Origin of the sequence: Streptosporangium sp. NPDC049248 (genome assembly GCF_040678965.1) — a bacterium.
Classification (GTDB): domain Bacteria; phylum Actinomycetota; class Actinomycetes; order Streptosporangiales; family Streptosporangiaceae; genus Streptosporangium; species Streptosporangium fukuiense.
Window position 1 is genome coordinate 55,903 of record NZ_JBFAQY010000016.1, and the last position, 17,674, is coordinate 73,576.

Annotated in this window: 17 protein-coding genes and 5 tRNA genes; 12 read left to right on the forward strand and 10 right to left on the reverse strand. The window is 67.4% G+C overall.

The genetic code is table 11. The features are described from left to right. Positions 1-136: 136 nt before the first annotated feature. From AB0K21_RS26425 to AB0K21_RS26435, 3 genes are all read right to left on the reverse strand, one after another. Complete coding sequence (locus AB0K21_RS26425; RefSeq protein ID WP_364154100.1) at positions 137-793, reverse strand: TetR/AcrR family transcriptional regulator; 657 nt, start codon at positions 791-793, stop codon at positions 137-139. A 4-nt stretch (positions 794-797) separates the two neighbouring features. Then, on the reverse strand, positions 798-2,075 hold the full coding sequence (locus AB0K21_RS26430; RefSeq protein ID WP_343963263.1) for an MFS transporter: 1,278 nt from the start codon (positions 2,073-2,075) through the stop codon (positions 798-800). 72 nt (positions 2,076-2,147) lie between these two features. Then, positions 2,148-2,948: an acetylxylan esterase gene (locus AB0K21_RS26435; protein ID WP_343963264.1), complete on the reverse strand. Its 801-nt coding sequence runs from the start codon at positions 2,946-2,948 to the stop codon at positions 2,148-2,150. 114 nt (positions 2,949-3,062) lie between these two features. Between AB0K21_RS26435 and AB0K21_RS26440 the strand changes: the two genes are divergently transcribed. Continuing rightward, positions 3,063-4,184 (forward strand): helix-turn-helix domain-containing protein, encoded by a 1,122-nt coding sequence (locus tag AB0K21_RS26440; RefSeq protein ID WP_343963265.1) that lies wholly within the window; start codon positions 3,063-3,065, stop codon positions 4,182-4,184. On the opposite strand, the gene AB0K21_RS26445 is transcribed toward AB0K21_RS26440, so the two are convergent. The 3 genes from AB0K21_RS26445 to AB0K21_RS26455 form a co-directional block, all read right to left on the reverse strand. Beyond that, positions 4,156-5,550, reverse strand: coding sequence for a carboxylesterase family protein (locus AB0K21_RS26445; protein ID WP_364154106.1), 1,395 nt, complete (start codon positions 5,548-5,550; stop codon positions 4,156-4,158). The genes AB0K21_RS26440 and AB0K21_RS26445 overlap by 29 nt on opposite strands. 513 nt (positions 5,551-6,063) lie before the next feature. Next, a complete protein-coding gene (locus tag AB0K21_RS26450) occupies positions 6,064-6,465 on the reverse strand; it encodes a VOC family protein (RefSeq protein ID WP_343963267.1) in 402 nt (133 codons plus the stop codon). Positions 6,466-6,655: 190 nt separating this feature from the next. Beyond that, positions 6,656-7,279 (reverse strand): DJ-1/PfpI family protein, encoded by a 624-nt coding sequence (locus AB0K21_RS26455; RefSeq protein WP_364154109.1) that lies wholly within the window; start codon positions 7,277-7,279, stop codon positions 6,656-6,658. Between the two features lie 258 nt (positions 7,280-7,537). On the opposite strand from AB0K21_RS26455, the gene AB0K21_RS26460 reads away from it, so the two are divergent. Both AB0K21_RS26460 and AB0K21_RS26465 read left to right on the forward strand, forming a co-directional pair. Further along, positions 7,538-7,858, forward strand: a complete 321-nt coding sequence (locus tag AB0K21_RS26460) for a hypothetical protein (protein WP_364154112.1) — start codon at positions 7,538-7,540, stop codon at positions 7,856-7,858. Between the two features lie 265 nt (positions 7,859-8,123). After that, entirely contained in the window at positions 8,124-9,149 is a 1,026-nt protein-coding gene (locus AB0K21_RS26465) for a hypothetical protein (RefSeq protein ID WP_364154115.1), read from the forward strand. A 465-nt stretch (positions 9,150-9,614) separates the two neighbouring features. Here the strand turns inward: AB0K21_RS26465 and AB0K21_RS26470 are convergent. Then, positions 9,615-9,690, reverse strand: a tRNA-Lys gene (locus AB0K21_RS26470). 116 nt (positions 9,691-9,806) lie between these two features. Between AB0K21_RS26470 and AB0K21_RS26475 the strand changes: the two genes are divergently transcribed. Continuing rightward, on the forward strand, positions 9,807-10,430 hold the full coding sequence (locus AB0K21_RS26475; RefSeq protein ID WP_343963272.1) for a 3'-5' exonuclease: 624 nt from the start codon (positions 9,807-9,809) through the stop codon (positions 10,428-10,430). 50 nt (positions 10,431-10,480) lie between these two features. Here the strand turns inward: AB0K21_RS26475 and AB0K21_RS26480 are convergent, their stop codons facing one another. Continuing rightward, a complete protein-coding gene (locus tag AB0K21_RS26480) occupies positions 10,481-11,638 on the reverse strand; it encodes an acyl-CoA dehydrogenase family protein (RefSeq protein ID WP_343963273.1) in 1,158 nt (385 codons plus the stop codon). Between the two features lie 119 nt (positions 11,639-11,757). Between AB0K21_RS26480 and AB0K21_RS26485 the strand changes: the two genes are divergently transcribed. Further along, on the forward strand, positions 11,758-12,186 hold the full coding sequence (locus AB0K21_RS26485; protein ID WP_343963274.1) for a PspC domain-containing protein: 429 nt from the start codon (positions 11,758-11,760) through the stop codon (positions 12,184-12,186). Position 12,187: 1 nt separating this feature from the next. Here the strand turns inward: AB0K21_RS26485 and AB0K21_RS26490 are convergent, their stop codons facing one another. Both AB0K21_RS26490 and AB0K21_RS26495 read right to left on the reverse strand, forming a co-directional pair. Next, entirely contained in the window at positions 12,188-13,483 is a 1,296-nt protein-coding gene (locus AB0K21_RS26490) for an MFS transporter (RefSeq protein WP_343963275.1), read from the reverse strand. 168 nt (positions 13,484-13,651) lie between these two features. Beyond that, complete coding sequence (locus tag AB0K21_RS26495; RefSeq protein ID WP_343963276.1) at positions 13,652-13,993, reverse strand: metallopeptidase family protein; 342 nt, start codon at positions 13,991-13,993, stop codon at positions 13,652-13,654. A gap of 44 nt (positions 13,994-14,037) precedes the next feature. On the opposite strand from AB0K21_RS26495, the gene AB0K21_RS26500 reads away from it, so the two are divergent. From AB0K21_RS26500 to AB0K21_RS26530, 7 genes are all read left to right on the forward strand, one after another. Continuing rightward, on the forward strand, positions 14,038-15,552 hold the full coding sequence (locus AB0K21_RS26500) for a metallophosphoesterase (RefSeq protein ID WP_343963277.1): 1,515 nt from the start codon (positions 14,038-14,040) through the stop codon (positions 15,550-15,552). Positions 15,553-15,644: 92 nt separating this feature from the next. Beyond that, a tRNA-Glu gene (locus AB0K21_RS26505) sits at positions 15,645-15,717 on the forward strand. Between the two features lie 106 nt (positions 15,718-15,823). After that, positions 15,824-15,898, forward strand: a tRNA-Asp gene (locus tag AB0K21_RS26510). 28 nt (positions 15,899-15,926) lie between these two features. After that, positions 15,927-16,000 (forward strand) — tRNA-Phe (locus AB0K21_RS26515). A 215-nt stretch (positions 16,001-16,215) separates the two neighbouring features. Then, positions 16,216-16,800 (forward strand): signal peptidase I, encoded by a 585-nt coding sequence (gene lepB, locus AB0K21_RS26520; RefSeq protein WP_364154122.1) that lies wholly within the window; start codon positions 16,216-16,218, stop codon positions 16,798-16,800. Positions 16,801-16,809: 9 nt separating this feature from the next. Continuing rightward, positions 16,810-17,274: a hypothetical protein gene (locus AB0K21_RS26525; protein ID WP_364154125.1), complete on the forward strand. Its 465-nt coding sequence runs from the start codon at positions 16,810-16,812 to the stop codon at positions 17,272-17,274. A gap of 138 nt (positions 17,275-17,412) precedes the next feature. Continuing rightward, positions 17,413-17,478 (forward strand) — tRNA-Phe (locus AB0K21_RS26530). Positions 17,479-17,674 lie beyond the last annotated feature (196 nt).

Below are 17,674 nucleotides of genomic sequence, written 5' to 3' on the forward strand. Positions count from 1 at the left end.
CCCGCTTCGACTCGGCCTCGGTCACCTCGGACGCCGTCCCCAAGTCCGCGAGCGGCGAGATCCTCAGGGAGGACCCGCGCGCCCGCTGACCGTCACAGGTGGTGCCGGTCCCCGTCTGTACGGCGGCGTGTGCGCGTCAGAGGCCCGCCCTGGTGATCCGCAGGGCGAACTCCGCGTAGGTGTTCGCGACTTCCTCAGGTTCGTACGGCATGGCGGGGTCGTACCAGTTCGCCACTCGCATACCCATCCCGCTGATCGCGGTGACCGCGAGGAAGGCGTCGGGCACGTCGAAGACGCCCTCGGCGATGCCCTCGTCGAGGGTGTCGATGAGCAGCTGCCGGCCACTGGCACGGAGGACGAGCGCGGGACCGGCCAGCTCGGCGGAGAGGGCGTGCAGCTCGTTGTTGGCGACGACGGCGAGCATGGGGAACTCCGCGTGGACCAGCACATGCGCACGGACCACCCGGCGCAGGCGCGACTCGGGGTCCGCCGGTCCCGCGGAAGCCGCATCGACCAGCCGCCGGTGGTGCTCCTCGTGACCGATGCGGACCAGCTCGGCCAGCACGTTCTCCTTGGCCGGGTAGTGGGAGTAGAGGGTCGCCGAGCGGATCTCGCAGGCGTCCGCGAGGCCGCGGATGGAGGTGCCGTGAAAGCCCCGCTCGGCGAACAGCAGCAGCGCCTCGCGCAGGATCCGGCCGGAGGTGCCCTCCAGCAGGACATGCTCCGGGAGCCGAACGTCGGAGGCGGCGATCCGGCGCTGGGTCGCGAGTGCTGCCGGTCGATCGTTGGTCACGACCTCATTCTGCCGTGATATCGCTCTGGTTGGTCTCCTTCAGCGCCAGCGCGCAGGCGAGGGAGACCAGCAGCGAGGCGCAGACGTAGGCCGCGACCGCCCAGATGCCGGAGGCGGTGAGCAGGGCGGTGGCGATCAGCGGAGCGAAGCCGCCGCCGAGGACGGCGCCGATCTGCCCGGCGACCGAGGCGCCGCTGAAGCGCACGGGGGTGGGGAACTGTTCGGCGATGAAGGTGATCAGCGGCGAGTACATGATGGTCATCAGGCCGAAGGCCAGCGCGTAGGCCAGGTAGATCAGGGTGGTGCCGCCGGTGGCCAGCATGGCGAAGAAGGCGAAGCTGAACAGGGCGCTCAGGGCGGAGCCGGTCACGATCATCGGGCGACGGCCGAAGCGGTCGGACAGGCGGCCGCAGAGCGGGCCGAGGATGATCACCATGACCGAGCCGACGGCCACCGCGACCAGCGGCACCTGGGCGGGGAGTCTGAGCTGCGTGGTCAGGTAGGAGCCGGCGAAGACGAGCAGCACGTAGAAGACGACGTAGAAGCCGAAGCCGGTGCCCACGCCGAGCAGAACCGTGCGGACGTGGCGGCGGAAGACCTCCAGGACGGGCGCGGTGTGGCGGATCCGGGACTCGGCGAAGACCGGGCTCTCCGGGGCGGAGGCGCGGATCGCCAGGCCGACGAGCACGAGCACGGCTGAGAGCAGGAAGGGGATGCGCCAGCCGTACGAGAGGAAGTCGGCCTTGTCCATGCCGGCGACGGCCATGATCGCGATCGTCGCCAGGAGCAGGCCGGCGGGTCCGGCGGTGGGGACGAAGCTGCCGACGTAGCCGCGGCGGTGCCGGGGTGCGAACTCGGTGGTCATGAGCACCGCGCCGGTGACCTCACCGCCATAGGAGAAGCCCTGAACGATCCGGAGCGCGATGAGGAGCACCGGCGCCCAGATGCCGATCGTGGCGTAGGTGGGCAGCAGGCCCATCGCGGTGGTCGCCAGGCCCGCGACCAGCAGGGTCATGACGAGCATGGACTTGCGGCCGATGCGGTCGCCGTAGTGGCCGGCGACGATCGCGCCGACGGGGCGGGCGATGAAACCGATCGCGAAGCCGGCGAAGGCGACGAGGGTGCCGACGGTCGGGTCGGAGCTGGGGAAGAAGAGCGTGTTGAAGACCAGGGCGGTCATGAAGCCGTAGAGCAGGAAGTCGTACTGCTCGATGACGGTGCCCACGAAACTGCCGATGGTCACTCGCAGGAGGGCGGGTCTGGGTCGGCTGTCGACGGTCATGGGGGGTCCTTTCCTACCGATCGATCGGTAGGCCGAGAATAGACGACCGATCGATCGGTAGGAAGACCTTCCTTATCGCGGCACGAGCGCGTTGCGGCGCACGTCCGACCACGTGCCGCGGTCGACGCAGATGCCGCAGTCCGGGCCGTAGAACAGGGCGCGGGCCTGCGGGTCGTCCATGAGCTGGAAGCGCCACCAGGCGGTGGTGGGCGCGGCGAACGGGCCGGGGTCGCCCACGACGGTGAAGTGGTCGGCGCCGCGCACCTCGCCGTAGATCGCCGGGATGTGGTCCGCGTCGTTGTAGAAGGCCCTGACCAGCGCGGGCCAGACGATGGAGTCGTTCTGGCCGGCCATCAGGAAGGCGGGGCCGTGGACGTCGTCGATGTCGGCCAGCGGGCCGGGCTGGATGGGCAGGATGCTGTCGACACGGGAGTCGGCGCCGACGACGATGGCGGCCGCGCCGCCCTGGGAGTGTCCCGAGGCGCCGATGCGGGTCAGGTCGACCTTGCCGTGGAAGATGCTCGACGGGTCGGCGTCGAGCCGGGTGAGGGCGTCGATCCCGGCGCGCATGGAGATGCCGAGGTTCGACATCGGGGTGTTGGCGGCCGAGACGATGAAGCCGTGGCTGGCCCACTGCAGGAGCAGGTCGCGATAGACGAGCGGGGCGCCGCCCGTGCCGTTGCCCCAGACGATCACCGGGTGCCGGCGGTCGCTCCCGGCGATGTCGCGGGGAAAGTAGAGGGTGTTGACCGCGCCGACCTCCACGGCGGTGGCGTAGGGGCCGGGTGCGCCCCAGTCCGCGGTCGCGGCACGGGCGGGAGCCGTGCCCAGGGCGAGCACGAGGATCAGGGGGATGAGCAGGCGTCGGAACACGGTGGCCTCCTGGCTGGGGGGTTTGATCGCATCCTGGCCATGCCGGGGGCCGCCGTCTTTCCGCACTTGGGGCAAGGATTGACGTACCGGTTTGGGCAATGTGACGATCCCGGCATGGCCGACCTGCACAGCCGGATGGCGCCGAAGGTGCGGGGACTCACCTCCGCGGTGGTCGCCCGGTGCGCCGCCGAGATCCCGTTCTACCGGGAGTCGCCGCCCGAGATCCTCAGCGGCGAGGTGGCCCGTTCGGTCTCGGCCGTCCTGGCGATCCTGCTGCGCACGCTCCGCGGGCCCGACGCGGTGGGCCCGGCCGATCTCACCCGCATCATCGAGTGGTCGGCGCGCCGGGCCGAGGAGCGGCTACCACTGGAGGCGGCGGTGACCGCCTACCTCATCGGCGCCGAGGTCTGGTGGCAGGCGCTGACCGAGGTGGCCGAGGCCGACGAACTGGCCGCGGCCGGTGAGGGGCTGCTCGGCTGGCTGCGTACGGCGATGCCCGCCGTCGCCCTGGCCCACCAGCAGGCGCAGGAGGACATCAGGAGCGAGAGCAAGCGGGTACGGCGGGCGCTCATCGGCGCGCTGCTGGGCGGCCAGCCGTACGAGAGCCTGGCCGAGGCGGCGGGCGTGGAGGTGGGCCAGGCGCACGAGGTGGTGCTCTTCGACTTCGGGCAGCCCGCGCCGCCGGTCCGGCTCGTGCAGTCGGCGCTGGACGCGCACACCGGGACGCTGGTGCTGATGGACCACGTCGACGGGGTCGCGCTGCTGCCCGGCGGATGCGCGCTGGAGCCGCTCGTACGCAGGCTGGCCGAGGTCGTGGGTCGGCCGGTGCTCGCCGCCGCGGCCCTGGCGGGGGAGCCCGCGAACATCCCGGACGCGGCGCAGGAGGTCCGCGAGGTGCTGGAGCTGGTGCGCAGGATCAACAGGCCGCCTGGCCTCTATCGCTTCGACGACGTCCTGCTGGAGCACCAGCTCGCGCGACCAGGCGCAGGACTGGTACGGCTGGCCGCCAAGCTGGCGCCGCTCGACGGCCATCCCCATCTGCTGGAGACGCTGCGCGCGTTCGTCAACCGGGGACACAACCGCCGCCGGACCGCGCTCGACCTGCACATCCACCGCAACACGCTGGACTACCGGCTGCGGCGAGTGAGCATGCTGACCGGACTGGACCTGGCGGTGCCCGCGCAGGCGCGCCTCCTGGAAGCGGCGGTCACCGCCCGCGATCTAGCCAGACCCTGAGCTCCTCGTCCCTGGGGGCGTGCACGACGCCGGAGTCCGGTGAGTCGAAGATCATGACGGGCCGGGAGGAGTCCCACCGCTGCCAGCCCGGATCCCCGGTCGCGGCGAAGGCGACCCAGGCCCGGTGCATGGCGTCGGCCAGCTCCTGCGGAGCGCCGTCGCCGGCCAGCTCGCGGCCGTGCCGGAGATTGTCGAAGACGAAGCCGATCTCCAGGCCGTGGCACGAGCCCAGGTCCATGACCGGGGAGCGCCAGGCGAACTCGTAGACGTAGGCCCGCTCCACGGCATCGGCCAGGCGGTTGAGCGGGCCGCGCAGGAGCAGGTCGGTGGCCATCTCGCCGAGGATCTCGCCGGGCTTGGCGCCGGGGCGGCCGGAGCGGTAGAGCCGGGCGACCCGGCTCGGGATGCGGAACTTCAGCAGGGCCAGGCGCAGTGTCAGCCGGTTGATTCGATCCACGGCGCCGGTGGGGACGAACCAGAGGCGGTACTCCTCCCGGTTGGCACCGATCAGGAGGTCGACCTCGACCGGACCGGAGCCTGGCTCCGCCACGATGTGGAAGCCGGGCCCGCCGGTGATCGGATCGGCCTTGCCCACCACCTCGACCTGGGCGTCGAGCAGCCGCTCCCGGTCGACGGCGGCGAACGCCTCGGCCGTGGGCGGCACGCCCAGCTTGGCCGCCATCAGTTTCACGGTCTTCCCGGCCTCCTCGCGCGTGACCGTGTGCGGGGGACCGCTCTGCATGATCGCCCGGTGGAACAGGCCCTTCGCCCGCGGGCTGGTGAGCAGCGCGCCGATGCTGATCGCCCCCGCGGACTCGCCGAAGACGGTGACGTTGCCGGGGTCGCCGCCGAAGGCCGCCACGTTGTCGCGCACCCACTCCAGCGCGGCGAGCTGGTCGAGCAGACCGCGGTTGTCGGGCGCGTCGGGGAAGACGCCGAAGCCCTCCACGCCGAGCCGGTAGTTGATCGAGACCAGCACGACGCCGTCCCGGGCGAAGGCGTGCCCGTCGTACAACGCCGGGCTCGACGAGCCGTTGCGCAGGGAGCCGCCGTGGATCCAGACCATCACCGGGCGGGCGCCGTCGTCCACGCCCGGGGTCCAGACGTTCAGGTTGAGGCACTCGTCGCCGGGGATCCGCTCCTCGGGGATGAGCCGGTCCAGCGGTGGCCGGTAGGGACGTTTGGGGGCGGTCGGCCCGAACTTCAGCGCGTCACGGACCCCTTCCCAGGGCTGAACGGGCGCGGGGGTACGGAAGCGCTCGGCTCCGAAGGGAGCCGCCGCGTAGGGAATGCCACGGAAGACCGCGATCCCGTCCTGGAGCAGGCCACGCACCTTGCCGTGCCGGGTGGCCGCGATGATGTCCATGCCTCGAATCCTACCGATCGATCGGTAGCAAACAAGGTGTCAACGTGCGGCGCCAGCCGTGCTAGGTGCCGGGCGGCAGGTCGCCGTCCCGACGCCTCGTCGCGCTCGGCGCGAGACAGCGAGGGAAGAACGCGACGACGACCAGGGCTCGGTCCTGCCGCTGATCAAGACGGGCAGGGGCCGCCCCCCGTTCCGGGTCTCCAGCAAAGCCGGGGCGGTTCACTGACCCGCGGAATCATAGGTCCTGCCAGGGGCGGTGCGGTTCCCCGCCGCTCCCGGTGATTCACCATGATCGCCCGCTGCGTCCGGCACGGATCTGGCACGACGATCATGGGGTCGACCGGTACGGACGCACCTGAGATTCGGCCTCTCGGTCTCGTGCCCAGTGGCCCCGGCCCCTTGGCCTGTGCACCCTCCGCGCCCTCCGAGACGGTCCCGGACCTTCGATCGCCGTCAACCGGTTCGGTGATCGGCCACAGCGCGATCGCGACCTGTAGGGGGGCCGACCCATGGCTAGGTCCAGATCGGGCCCTGGTCGGTCCAGATGACGCCCTTGTTGCGGCACAGGCAGAAGGGGTGGCCGATCGGGTCGGTGTAGATCCGCCAGCCGTAGCCTTCGGGGCCGATGAAGTCCTGCTGCAGCGTCGCGCCGAGGTCGAGGACGCGGCGCTGCTCGGACTCGATCTCGTCGACTTCGAAGTCGAGGTGGAACTGCTTGGGGTGCTCGCTGTCGGGCCACCGCGGAGCGCGGTAGTCGTCCACCCGGATGAAGGCCAGTTCGACCTCGCCGAACTTGATGCCGGCCCAGTTCTCGTGGCTGCCTTCCTTGATCGGGCGGCCCGTCACCTCGGAGTAGAAGGCCGCCAACTTCATCGTGTCCGGGCAGTCGATGATGAAATCGGTGAGTCGCAGCATCCCGCGATCTTGTCACAAGATCTTTGATACCGGCCTTGGCCACGATGGCGGGAACCGGGCATCCCAGCGAACCGGGTCCGGCGGTCTTGCCTTCTCTACAGGTCAGCGGCATGATCGCGCGTCGGATCCGGTAGGTCCCTGTTCCCTGACCCTACGGGTGCGCGTTGCGGTACTCCGGAGGGTCGTACCGTCAGCGAATTCCTCGGGCAAGAAGGGCCCTGGCGGCCCGGGACGCCTTCGCGGGGGATCCGGCGTCGAACGGTGGCTGTGGGTCGTACTCGATCGCAAGTTGGATCGCCTCGGCAGTGGTCTGATCGGTGATGCGCGCTGCCAGCGCGAGCGCCATGTCGATGCCGGAAGAGACTCCGGCGGCGGTCACGATCTTTCCCTGAAATATCACGCGCTCGGCCGTGTAGGTGGCCCCGAACGACTCCAGCACATCGATCGCCGCCCAATGGCTAGTCGCCGAGAGTCCTGTCAGCAGTCCGGCGACTCCCAGCAGCAACGACCCCGTACACACGGAAGTCGTCCAAATGCTCCCCTGGTGCATCCGCCGGAGCCAATCGAGAAGTTCGCCATCCCGCAGTAATTCCCGCGCTCCTGGACCCCCGGGAACCACTAACACGTCACAGGAGTCAATATCGGTAAACGTCGCATCGGCGGTGATGGCAAGCCATCTGGGAACGTCCCGCACCGGTCCGGGCTCGGTGGCCGCGAACACGATCTCGACGCCCGGCAAGAACTTGAGCACCTCATACGGACCAACCGCGTCAAGGGCGGTGAACCGGTCGAACAGCGGTATGACGATACGCACAGCGACTCCCTTACCGAACTACGGGGAACGGCGACCAGGCCATTAGGAAGAATCCGCAGTTCAAGCTGGTAATGCGGAGTAGGGCACCTGGGACTCGAACCCAGAACCTACGGATTAAAAATGGACGGCTCTTATTGCCATTCACAACGCTCTGAACTGGCGTTTCGGGTGCCGTCTCCCACCTGCATGGGGAGGAAAACCGTGCATGGTCCGGAACTTGATGACGCTTTCGAAGAGGGGGCTGGGAGACTGTGTGACATGAGCAAGATCGAGCGGCCGCTCGTACGTGAGTTGTTCCCCGATCTCGTCGCGGATCTCATCGCGTGTTTGAGAGAAGAAGGGGAGGAAGACCTTGCCGTCTCCACCTGGGACATTCGGTTCCACGAGGAGTGCGGATGCGGTGATGACTTCTGCCAGAGCTTCTATACGGCCGAGCGGCCGGACGGAGCGTACGGTCCCGGGCACAGATGCGTGCCGCTGCTTCCGCCGAGAGGTGATCTGATCCTTGACGTCGTTGAGGAACGGATCATGTACGTGGAAGTCCTGCACTATCCGAAGCTGCCACGTCCGGTGAGTTGAAGCCATCAGCTTGGGGATCATCTACTGACTCTGGTGCTCTGAGGTGGGAAAACGGGGGTACAGGTCAGGACAGGTCGAGTTCCGGTGAGTCTGCCAGTGGGATGCGATATCCAGATGGTGGTGGTCTGGCCCCGGAGGCGCGCGCCAAGCGGGAACGGGTCCGCTTGCAGGCCCATCCCGGCCTGCTTGATGCCTTCGTGGCTCACACATATTCCGCGCGCCCCCCACCTGATCTATGGTGATCGTCGTCAATTGGAGGTCACCCGTGAACAGGCTCGGCCGACGAGGCTTCGCGTTCGTATCTCTCATGATGGGCGCGGTTGTTTCGCAGCCGATCAACACCGCCGCGGCCTATCGAGAGTCCTCTACAGTACATGTCGAGGTATCAACGAGAATCGCGAAGCCGCCTGCCCCGACTCTCCCGAAAAAGCTGTCGGAGCCGATCCGGTATGCCTACTCGCCCTGTGGTGACTTCGGGAAGACGTGTGGCGTGTGGCACGTGGTTACCACCTCCGGGAAGCAGTGGGCAGTCCGTGACGCGCTACCGGACGAAGACCTAGGCAAGATCGCTGTGTCACCGGATGGCGTCCGGCTCGCTTACGTGCTCGCCAAGAGTGAACGCCTCGTGATCCGCGACCTTGAGCGAGGGACGGTCCGTATCGTCCCAACCCCGAAGAGTTGGGACGGGTGGGAGATGTCTTTCGGGTTCTCCCGCAACAGTCGGTGGTTGGCAGTCGACTCGATAGGCGGCCACCCCAAGTCGCGTGCCATCCGATATGACGTGAAAACCGCCAAGGTTCTCACTCTCCCACGGGCATGTTGTGTCATCGGCGTCTCTGATGTAGGCACGACCTTCGTGGCCGCTCACAAGGACTCCGCCAAGACAACGGAGGCGAGCGCTGTGCGTCCGGGGAGAACGTCAAAGGTCCGTTTTCCGATTCTCCCCTACCTGATGCTGTCGAAGACTCACGTCTCTCCCGATGGCCACCTGCTTGCATTCGATGGCGAGAAGTATGGCGTGCCATCCCGCACCGTTGGCACCTTGGATGCGAAGACCGGCCAGATCGTTAGCCGTGTCACCCCCGATATCGACGGTCTACGGGAGATCGAAAGCTTTGTCTACTGGTACGACACCAGCAGAGTGCTCATTCATATCGAGACAAAGGGGTATGAATCCCAGCTCTACCTGGTCGATGTCCATACCGGCCGTGCGGAGCGAGTTTTGTTGCCCGAGGAGGCGTTCGATCTCCACTCCGTGATCGTGAGCTCACACGTCGAGGTCGCCGAGTGAGGCTCCGGCGACGAGAGCGAAACAAGGTCGGTCAAGCTTGGCATCAGTACCGCTTCGGTCACTCCCGTGCCGGATCGGACACGGGATGGAGTTCCGGCTTATCGCCTGGTTGGCTGCAGTCTCATTCAATCGGGTGAGAGTGTGAACCGCGCCGGGGTACATCATCGACGGCCAACACGAGGTGGCCAACAAGCGGATCTTGGAAGTGCTCACGACGTGACAATCTCAACAACAGGACACGAAGGACTCCGGGTAGCCCTCGGGGTCCTTCGTCGTGTCGGCTACCGCGGCCCCGGAACCGCTCCGCGAGCTTCCGAAACCTCTGAGCTGACCTGGGGAAACGTCGTCGATCCCATTCCGCGTATATTCCGGGACCGGTGGCAGACGGCTGCGTCCGGCTGCATGGGCGGAGAAAGATCGTCAGGAACGTAGGCCCAGGTCAGAGCCTACGTTCCTGCTCGCGGGTGGTAGGGCGCCTGGGACTCGAACCCAGAACCTACGGATTAAAAGTCCGCAGCTCTAACCATTGAGCTAACGCCCCGCAGGTGACAGCGTACCGAGGATAGTGTCCACTAACGTCCGTCGCCAGGCCTATTCGCGGTCACCTGTTTGCCGAACGGCAGGTGGAGGGCGGGAACGGCTCCTAGAGTGGCGGGCATGACGAGCTCGGGGCTTGAGCCCGCCCGCAGCGCACATGTCTCCACGCGGCAAGGGTATGTCGTGGTCGACGTGGAGACCACCGGTTTCTCGCCCTCCAGGGGCGACCGGATCTGCGAGATAGCGCTCGTCTCGCTGAACGCCCAGGGCGAGACCGTCGACGAGTGGCACTCGCTGGTCGATCCGGGGCGCGGCACCGGGGCCGTGCACGTCCACGGCATCACCGGCGCGATGGTCGCGGGCGCGCCGATGATCGAGGAGTTGCTGGACGAGGTCTGGCAGCGGATCGCCGGCCGGGTCCTGGTGGCCCACAACGCCTCCTTCGACCTGCGCTTCCTGCGGCACCTGCCCGGCAGCGAGTGGGTGACCGAGACGCTGTGCACGCAGCGGCTGGCACCGGGCTTCATCCCCGACGGCCGGTGGACGCTCGCCGCCTGCTGCGAGCGCGCGGGCATCCCGCTTCTCGGGGCCCATGCCGCGCTGGCCGACGCCCGCGCCACCGCCGAGCTGTTCCGTTTCTACCTGCGTACCGGGGTCTCCTGGGCGGAGAAGCTGGAGCGGGCCGCCCAGGCCCCCGAGTGGCGCCCCTGCGGCCTGCCCCAGCGCCACCCCCGCCGGAGGTAGCCCGAACGGCGCCGGACCCGGGCCCCTCGGGCGTACGCGACACGGAAGCGTCAGCGGTAGGCGGGGATGCCGGTCAGCGCCTCGCCGAGCACGAGCGTGTGGATCTCCTGGGTGCCCTCGTAGGTCAGCACGCTCTCCAGGTTGTTCATGTGCCGGATCACCGGATACTCCAGCGTGATGCCGTTGCCGCCCAGGATGGAGCGTGCCTGGCGGGCGATGTCCAGGGCGGCGCGGACGTTGGCGAGTTTGCCGAAGCTGACCTGGCGGGGAGTGAGGGTCCCCGCGTCCTTGAGGCGGCCCAGATGGAGCGCGGTGAGCTGTGACTGCCCCAGTCCGACATAGGACCAGGCGAGCTTCTCCTGGGTCAACTGGAAGCCGCCGATGGGCCTGCCGAACTGGATACGGGAGGTGGAGTAGTCGACCGCGGACTCCAGGCAGGCGCGGGCCGCCCCCACCACGCCCCACAGGATGCCGAAGCGCGCCTCGGACAGGCAGGACAGCGGGCCCTTCAGGCCGCGCACCCCGGGAAGTACCGCGGAGGCGGGCAGGCGGACGTCGTCGAAGTAGAGCGACGAGGTCACCGAGGCCCGCAGGGACATCTTCTTGTGGATCTCCGGGGCGGTGAAGCCGGGGGTGTCGGTGGGCACCACGAAGCCGCGGACGCCGTCCTCGGTCTGCGCCCAGACCACCGCGACGTCGGCGATCGAGCCGTTGGTGATCCACATCTTGGCGCCGTTGAGTATCCAGTCGCCCGAGGGGTCCAGCTTGGCGTGGGTGCGCATGCCGGCCGGATCGGAGCCGTGGTCGGGCTCGGTCAGGCCGAAGCAGCCGATCGCGTCGCCCGCGGCCATCCGGGGCAGCCACTCGTCCTTCTGCTCGGCGGAGCCGTACTTCCAGATCGGAAACATCGCGAGCGAGCCCTGCACGGAGACGAACGACCGCAGCCCGGAGTCTCCCGCCTCCAGTTCGCGACAGGCCACCCCGTACGAGACGGCGTCGAGGCCCGCGCAGCCGTACCCTTCCAGGTGCATGCCCAGCACGCCGAGCGAGCCGAGCGCCGGGGCGAGCTCGCGGGCGGGGAAGACGGCCTCCTCGAACCAGTCGCCGATATGAGGGAGCACCCGGTCCGCGACGAAGTCCCGCACGGTGTCGCGGATGAGCCGCTGCTCCTCGGAGAGCGTGTCGTCGATACGCAGGAGGTCGTCCATGGCTTTTCCTCTCTGTTCGGCCCTGTCAGGGTATTGCCGGGACGAACAGGGTGGATGTCAGGGTTGCGCCAGGGGAAGTCCCGATGTGATGAGGACCCGCTACGGGGCAGTCTTAATACATGAACGAAAACGACTTTTCCGGCGTCAAGCAGCTCCGCAGGACCAGGGACGGGCGCATCGTCGCCGGGGTGGCCTCCGGCCTCGGACGCTACGCCGGAGTGGACCCCAACATCATCCGCGCGGCCCTCGCCATCGCCACCTTCTTCGGTGGTCTCGGGGTGGCGATCTACGCGATCGGCTGGGTGCTCCTGCCCGAGGAGAACAAGGACAGGTCGGTCCTCCAGGACCTGATCGATAAGAACAAGGACAACCCGATCTGGGTGGACGCCAAGACCAAGGCCGAGCAGGGCTGGGCCAAGGCCACCAGCCAGCACCGCGCTCCGCACCAGCAGGCCCCCGAGTATCCCCCCTACCAGGCTCCCCAGCCCCCTTCGGCCCCGTACGGCACGGTGCCGCCGCGTAGCGACGACCCCCGCCCCCAGGGGTGAGTCAGGAGTTCGCCTCGGCGCGAACCCTCTCGATGATCTCTTTGCGGGATCCCCTCCAGAGCACGGCCAGCGCGACCGCCACGGCGAGTCCGGTCGCGCCGGCCAGTGCCACCACCATCTCGGGGCCGAGATGGTCGGCCGCGGCCCCGCCCACCAGGATCCCGACGCCCTGGGAGGCCAGCAGGCCCGACTGGACCAGCCCGAATGCCTGCCCCCGCCGCTCGGCGGGGACGCACTGCACGAACGCGGCGTTGGCCGCGAGCTGGTAGGCCCCGCCCAGTCCCGAGGCGAACCAGAGCAGCAGCACCACGGGCAGCGGCGGCCGTGCCGCGCACAGGATCAGCGGCGCGCAGGTCAGCATCGCCATCCAGCCCATCGACCGCAGCCGGTTCGACGGACTGACGTAGCGGCTGAACAGGAACGCGCCGACGACGGTACCGGTGGGCATGGCACCCATCAGCAGACCGGTGACCAGGGAGAGCTGCTGGGGATTTCTGGTCAGCTCACCGGCGTACGGGGCCGCGATCCCCTCGGGGAGCACGTAGAAGCCGCAGAGCCAGGCGAAGAGCACCAGCGTCCGTAACCGGGGGTCGCCGAAGACCAGCCTGGCGCCGGCGCGGGTCATCGTCCACATCGAGGGCCGGTTCTCGTCGGCGGAGATGGGGGCGGGACGCCGCCGTACACCCGAGACGATGATGAGCGCGGAGGCCAGGTAGGTCGCCGCGTCCAGGGCAAGCGCGCGATACGGCCCCATTCCCATGATCAGGAAGCCGCCGGCGGCGAAGCCGAGCATCTGCGCGCCCTGGTTGGTCATGTTCTGCAGGGCGGAGCCCGCGACGTAGCGGTCGCCCGTGAGCAGCTCCGGCAGGAGCGCCGCCCGCGCCGCCGAGAACGGCGCGCTGAGCAGCACCACGCAGAAGACCAGCACGCACAGCATGGCGAACGAGGTGCCGGGGATCGCCATGAGCGCGACCAGGAGGGCCCTGAGCACGTCACAGACGAGCATGATGCGCCGTCGGGCGTGGCGGTCGGCGAGTCCCGCGAGGAGCGGCCCGCCGATGATCGGTGGCAGGTAGGTCAGGGCGTAGACCGACGCCGTGGCCAGGGGCGAGTCCGTCCGCTCGAAGACCAGGACGGACAGCGCCACCCGGGAGAGCTGGTCGCCGAGCAGGGAGAGCCCCTGGCCGATCCAGAGCGCGCGGAACTCGCCGATGGCGATGACCTCGCCGTAGGTCGCTTGGCGTTCCGCCGGACGGCGGTGCCGCCCGGGTGGTCGGCCGGACTTGGTCGCCGCCATAGGACTCCGCTGAGCTCGCAGGCACACTGACTGTGGGTGTTCACTGTGTAACCTACGGTGCCTGCTGTGAGGCCGACGCGCAACCGAAAGCAATCAAGCGCATGCAAACCGTAATGATAAGCTGTGATATTTCAGGAACGGCGGTTTTGATGTGTTGTGCAGGGCTAGTTACCAGCCCAGCTCGTGCAGCCGGTCATCGTCGATGCCGAAATGGTGGGCGATTTCGTGCACGACCGTTATCTGCACTTCCTCGATGACCTGCTCCTCGGTCTCGCAGATCGAGCAGATCGGCCTGCGGTAGATCTCGATCCGGTCGGGTAACACTCCTGCGTACCAGCCGCCACGTTCGGTGAGGGGAATGCCGGTGTAAAGACCTAGAAGATCTGGCTCGGGTGGGTCGTCGACGACGACGAGCACCACGTTGTCCATCATTTTCGTCAGCGCGGGGGGGATGGTGTCCAGAGCCTCGGCCACGAGCTCCTCGAACTTCTCCCGCGAGATCTCGATCACACCTGTCATTCTGCCCCGGCGCTCCCGGGGCGAGGTGGAGGCCCATGAAATTCGCTGATTGGACCCAGAGGACCCGCCGGCTCGCCACCGGTCGCGCGGGCAGGCGGATCGCCCGCGGTACGGCCGTCACGGCCGTCGCACTGGCGGGTGCGTGGCTCGGCATCATGCTCGGCGGGGCCGTACGGTCCAATGTCGGTCCGGTGGAGCTCGGCATGTCCGCCGAGCCCTCGTGGACCGGGGAGACCGTGCTGGACGCTCACCCTTTCGGCACACTTCTGTTCGACACGCACAACGCCCCGGTCGGCCTCCGGGTGACCCTGGAGAACATCAATCCCGACCGGGCGCGCGGGTTCCTGGACGACCCGAGGTTCTCCGCGGACCGGCTCCCGGCGCTCCTGGAGGAGGAACTGGGCAACGGGGTCAGAACGCTGATCATGCGCGCCGCCTTCTGCGGCCTGGCGGGGGCCCTGGTCACCTCTCTGATCGTCTTCCGCCGCCCAGGACCCGCCCTCGCGGGCACGCTCGCCGTCGCCGTCGCGATCGCCGGCACGGGCGCCGCCGTCGCCCTGACCTTCCGGCCGGACTCCGTGGTGGAGCCCAAGTACACCGGCCTGCTGGCCAACGCACCGACACTGGTCGGCGACGCCGAGTCGATCGTGACCAGGTTCGAGTCCTACCGGGTCCAGCTCGCCAAGCTCGTCAACAACGTCTCCCAGCTCTACGACGTCGTCTCCGCGCTGCCGGTCTACGACGCCGACCCCACCTCGATCCGGATACTGCACGTCTCCGACATCCATCTCAGCCCCATCGCCTGGAACCTCATCCGCTCGATCACCACCCAGTTCAAGATCGACGCGATCATCGACACCGGCGACCTGACCGACCACGGCACCGGCCCCGAGGACAAGTTCGTCGAGGAGATCGGCACCTTCGGCGTCCCGTACGTCTTCGTCAGGGGCAACCACGACTCCATGACCACCCAGCGGGCCGTACGCAGGCAGAAGGGCGCGGTCGTCCTCGACGACTCGGCCAAGACCGTGGCGGGGCTGCGCATCTACGGCCTGGGCGACCCCAGGTTCACCCCCGACAAGTCCGTCTCCGTCGACTCCAACCTCGAATCCCTCGACGCGCTGGGCCGCTCCCACGCCGCCAGGCTGGCCCGGCTCCCCAAGCAGGTCGACCTGATCGCCGTCCACGACCCGACGATCGCCAAGGGATTCTCCGGCGCGGCCCCGATGATCCTCACCGGCCACTCGCACGAGCGATCCACCGAACTGCTGCCCTCCGGCAGCCGCCTCCTGGTCCAGGGATCCACCGGCGGCGCCGGGCTGCGAGCCCTCGAACACGACGAGCCCACCCCCGTCGCGGCCTCGGTCCTGTACTTCGACGCCGACACGCACCGCCTGCGGGCCTGGGACGACATCACCCTGGGAGGGCTCGGTGAGCAGTCGGTTCAGATCCAGCGTCACGTTGAGACCGAGCCTGGCCGTACAATTTCTCCTGTGCCGACGATCGCCCCGTCTCCAACGGGGTCCATCACCGTCACACCGACGCCGTAGGCCGGAAAGCCGCTTTGGCAACGGGGCAAAAGTCCCCTATGCTTCAGAGGTCTCCAGCGGAGCACGGCGAAGGAACGGGACGCGAGTCCCGAGCCCCCATCGTCTAGTGGCCTAGGACACCGCCCTTTCAAGGCGGCGACACGGGTTCGAATCCCGTTGGGGGCACCGGCAGAGCCAAGGCTCGCCAGGGAAACGGAAGGTCGAAGACCTCCGAAGAACTGGTAGGCTGGCAAAGCCAGAAAGGCCGGGGACAAAAGCCCCAGCCAAGCAAGGTCCTGTAGAGCAGTTTGGAGTGCTCGCCACCCTGTCAAGGTGGAGGTCGCGGGTTCAAGTCCCGTCAGGACCGCTCAGGTAGGTGTTCGATCCACCACCAAGGTCAGGTAGCTCAGTCGGTACGAGCGTCCGCCTGAAAAGCGGAAGGTCGGCGGTTCGACCCCGCCCCTGACCACAGCAACTGAGCAGCGCAAACGCCCCGAGCCGATCACGGCCGGGGCGCTTTTCGTTGTGCTTGACGACAACGAGTTCCGACGTTCCAGGTTGAGGTAAGCCTTGGCTACGACAACCCCGATGTCTACAAGGCCACCCAGGCCGCCTGACCACCACGCCAAGGGTGTTCGCCAAAGCGGATCAAGCTCAGATACCTTGCTACAAGATCGTAATGAGATGCGAGGCATCGGAGTGGTGTCCAGCCCAGATACTGCTGTAGTGGCGTTTCGTGGGCTATATATCCTGATCGTTCCGTTTGTGGTCGCAGGAGTTTCCGCGTGCTCGGTCATACCTGAGCCATTAATTTCCAAGGCGACTGGACGGGAGTCCTACCGCGAACCGAGCGAAGCGATGATGCCTACCCTCAAGAAGGGTGACCTGGTCACCGGTAAGATCCCCGGTGGGACATACGCACCCAAGGTGGGTGACGTCATCGCTTTTCTGCCCCCGAAATCATGGGGCGGGAGTGGCGGATATATGATCAAGCGAGTCATTGGCGTTCCAGGGAACACAGTCAGTTGCTGCGATCCGCAGCATCGGATGGTCATTGACGGCAAGCCGGTGGATGAACCGTATGTGACCAACGAGCGGGCTTCGAATTTCACCTTCGAGCCGGTAGTTGTCCCGGAGGGACGTATCTGGGTTCAAGGCGACAATCGCGATGTCTCTCTTGACTCGCGTAACCACCATCGCATGGGGGCTGAGGGCACCGTTCCTGTGTCCAACGTTATCGGAGTCATCGACGTTAGCACTGCGAGGTAGAACCCGCTCATGAAGCGTTCGACGATCGCGGTGCTCGTGGCCGCTGCTGTCTGGGGTGGCGCTCTGCTCGTTCCTATCGCTTTTGTCGTGCTGAACTACGGGTGCGATGCCGATGATGACCGGCTCGTCGCATCCCTCGGCATCCTCGATGTTCGTCCGGCAAGCGCGACACCGCAGGAGGGACGCGACAGCTCTTGCGAGGAGGACGATCGGATCACAACCGTCCGGCAGACCTACCGTCCCTCGGGCCCGCGAGCCGACGTGCTGCCCTTCTACCGAGACATCGCACTCAAGAACGGGTGGACGCCCCCTCCGGGGGATGACGGTGAAGGGGTGCACTGCTTCACCAAGTCCGTCGAAGGAAGGAACGTCGAGCTCTTTGTGCAGTTTGTGGATGCGACGGGAGAGGAGTACGGCGATGACTACGAAGTACTCGTGAGCACTTCCGCGGCCGGCATGAGCTGGTGGTGTTGACACCGCGGACTCTTTGAATGCTTCGAGCCTCCACCATCGGCTACGGGAGGTGGGGCTGACGACAACGGTGACGACAACATCGGCCACCGCGAGCACACGTCGGCAGCCGTCCACAGCCTTCTGACCTCGTGCTGGTTGAGCGGAGCAGGGTGATCGTTCCGCCTGAAAAGCGGAAGGTCGGCGGTTCGACCCCGCCCCTGACCACAGCAACTGAGCAGGAAAGACGCCCCGAACGATCATCGTTCGGGGCTTTTTGATCTCCTATGACAGCAACATCACCAGTCTTCGGCCATCTCTCGGAGATAACGGAAGTGCTTGTCTATGCCAACCTCTGAGCCCTTGAGGTAGCCGGCAATCCTCCATCTCATTCGTATCTTTATGCAACGGCCTGAGTTCTGCG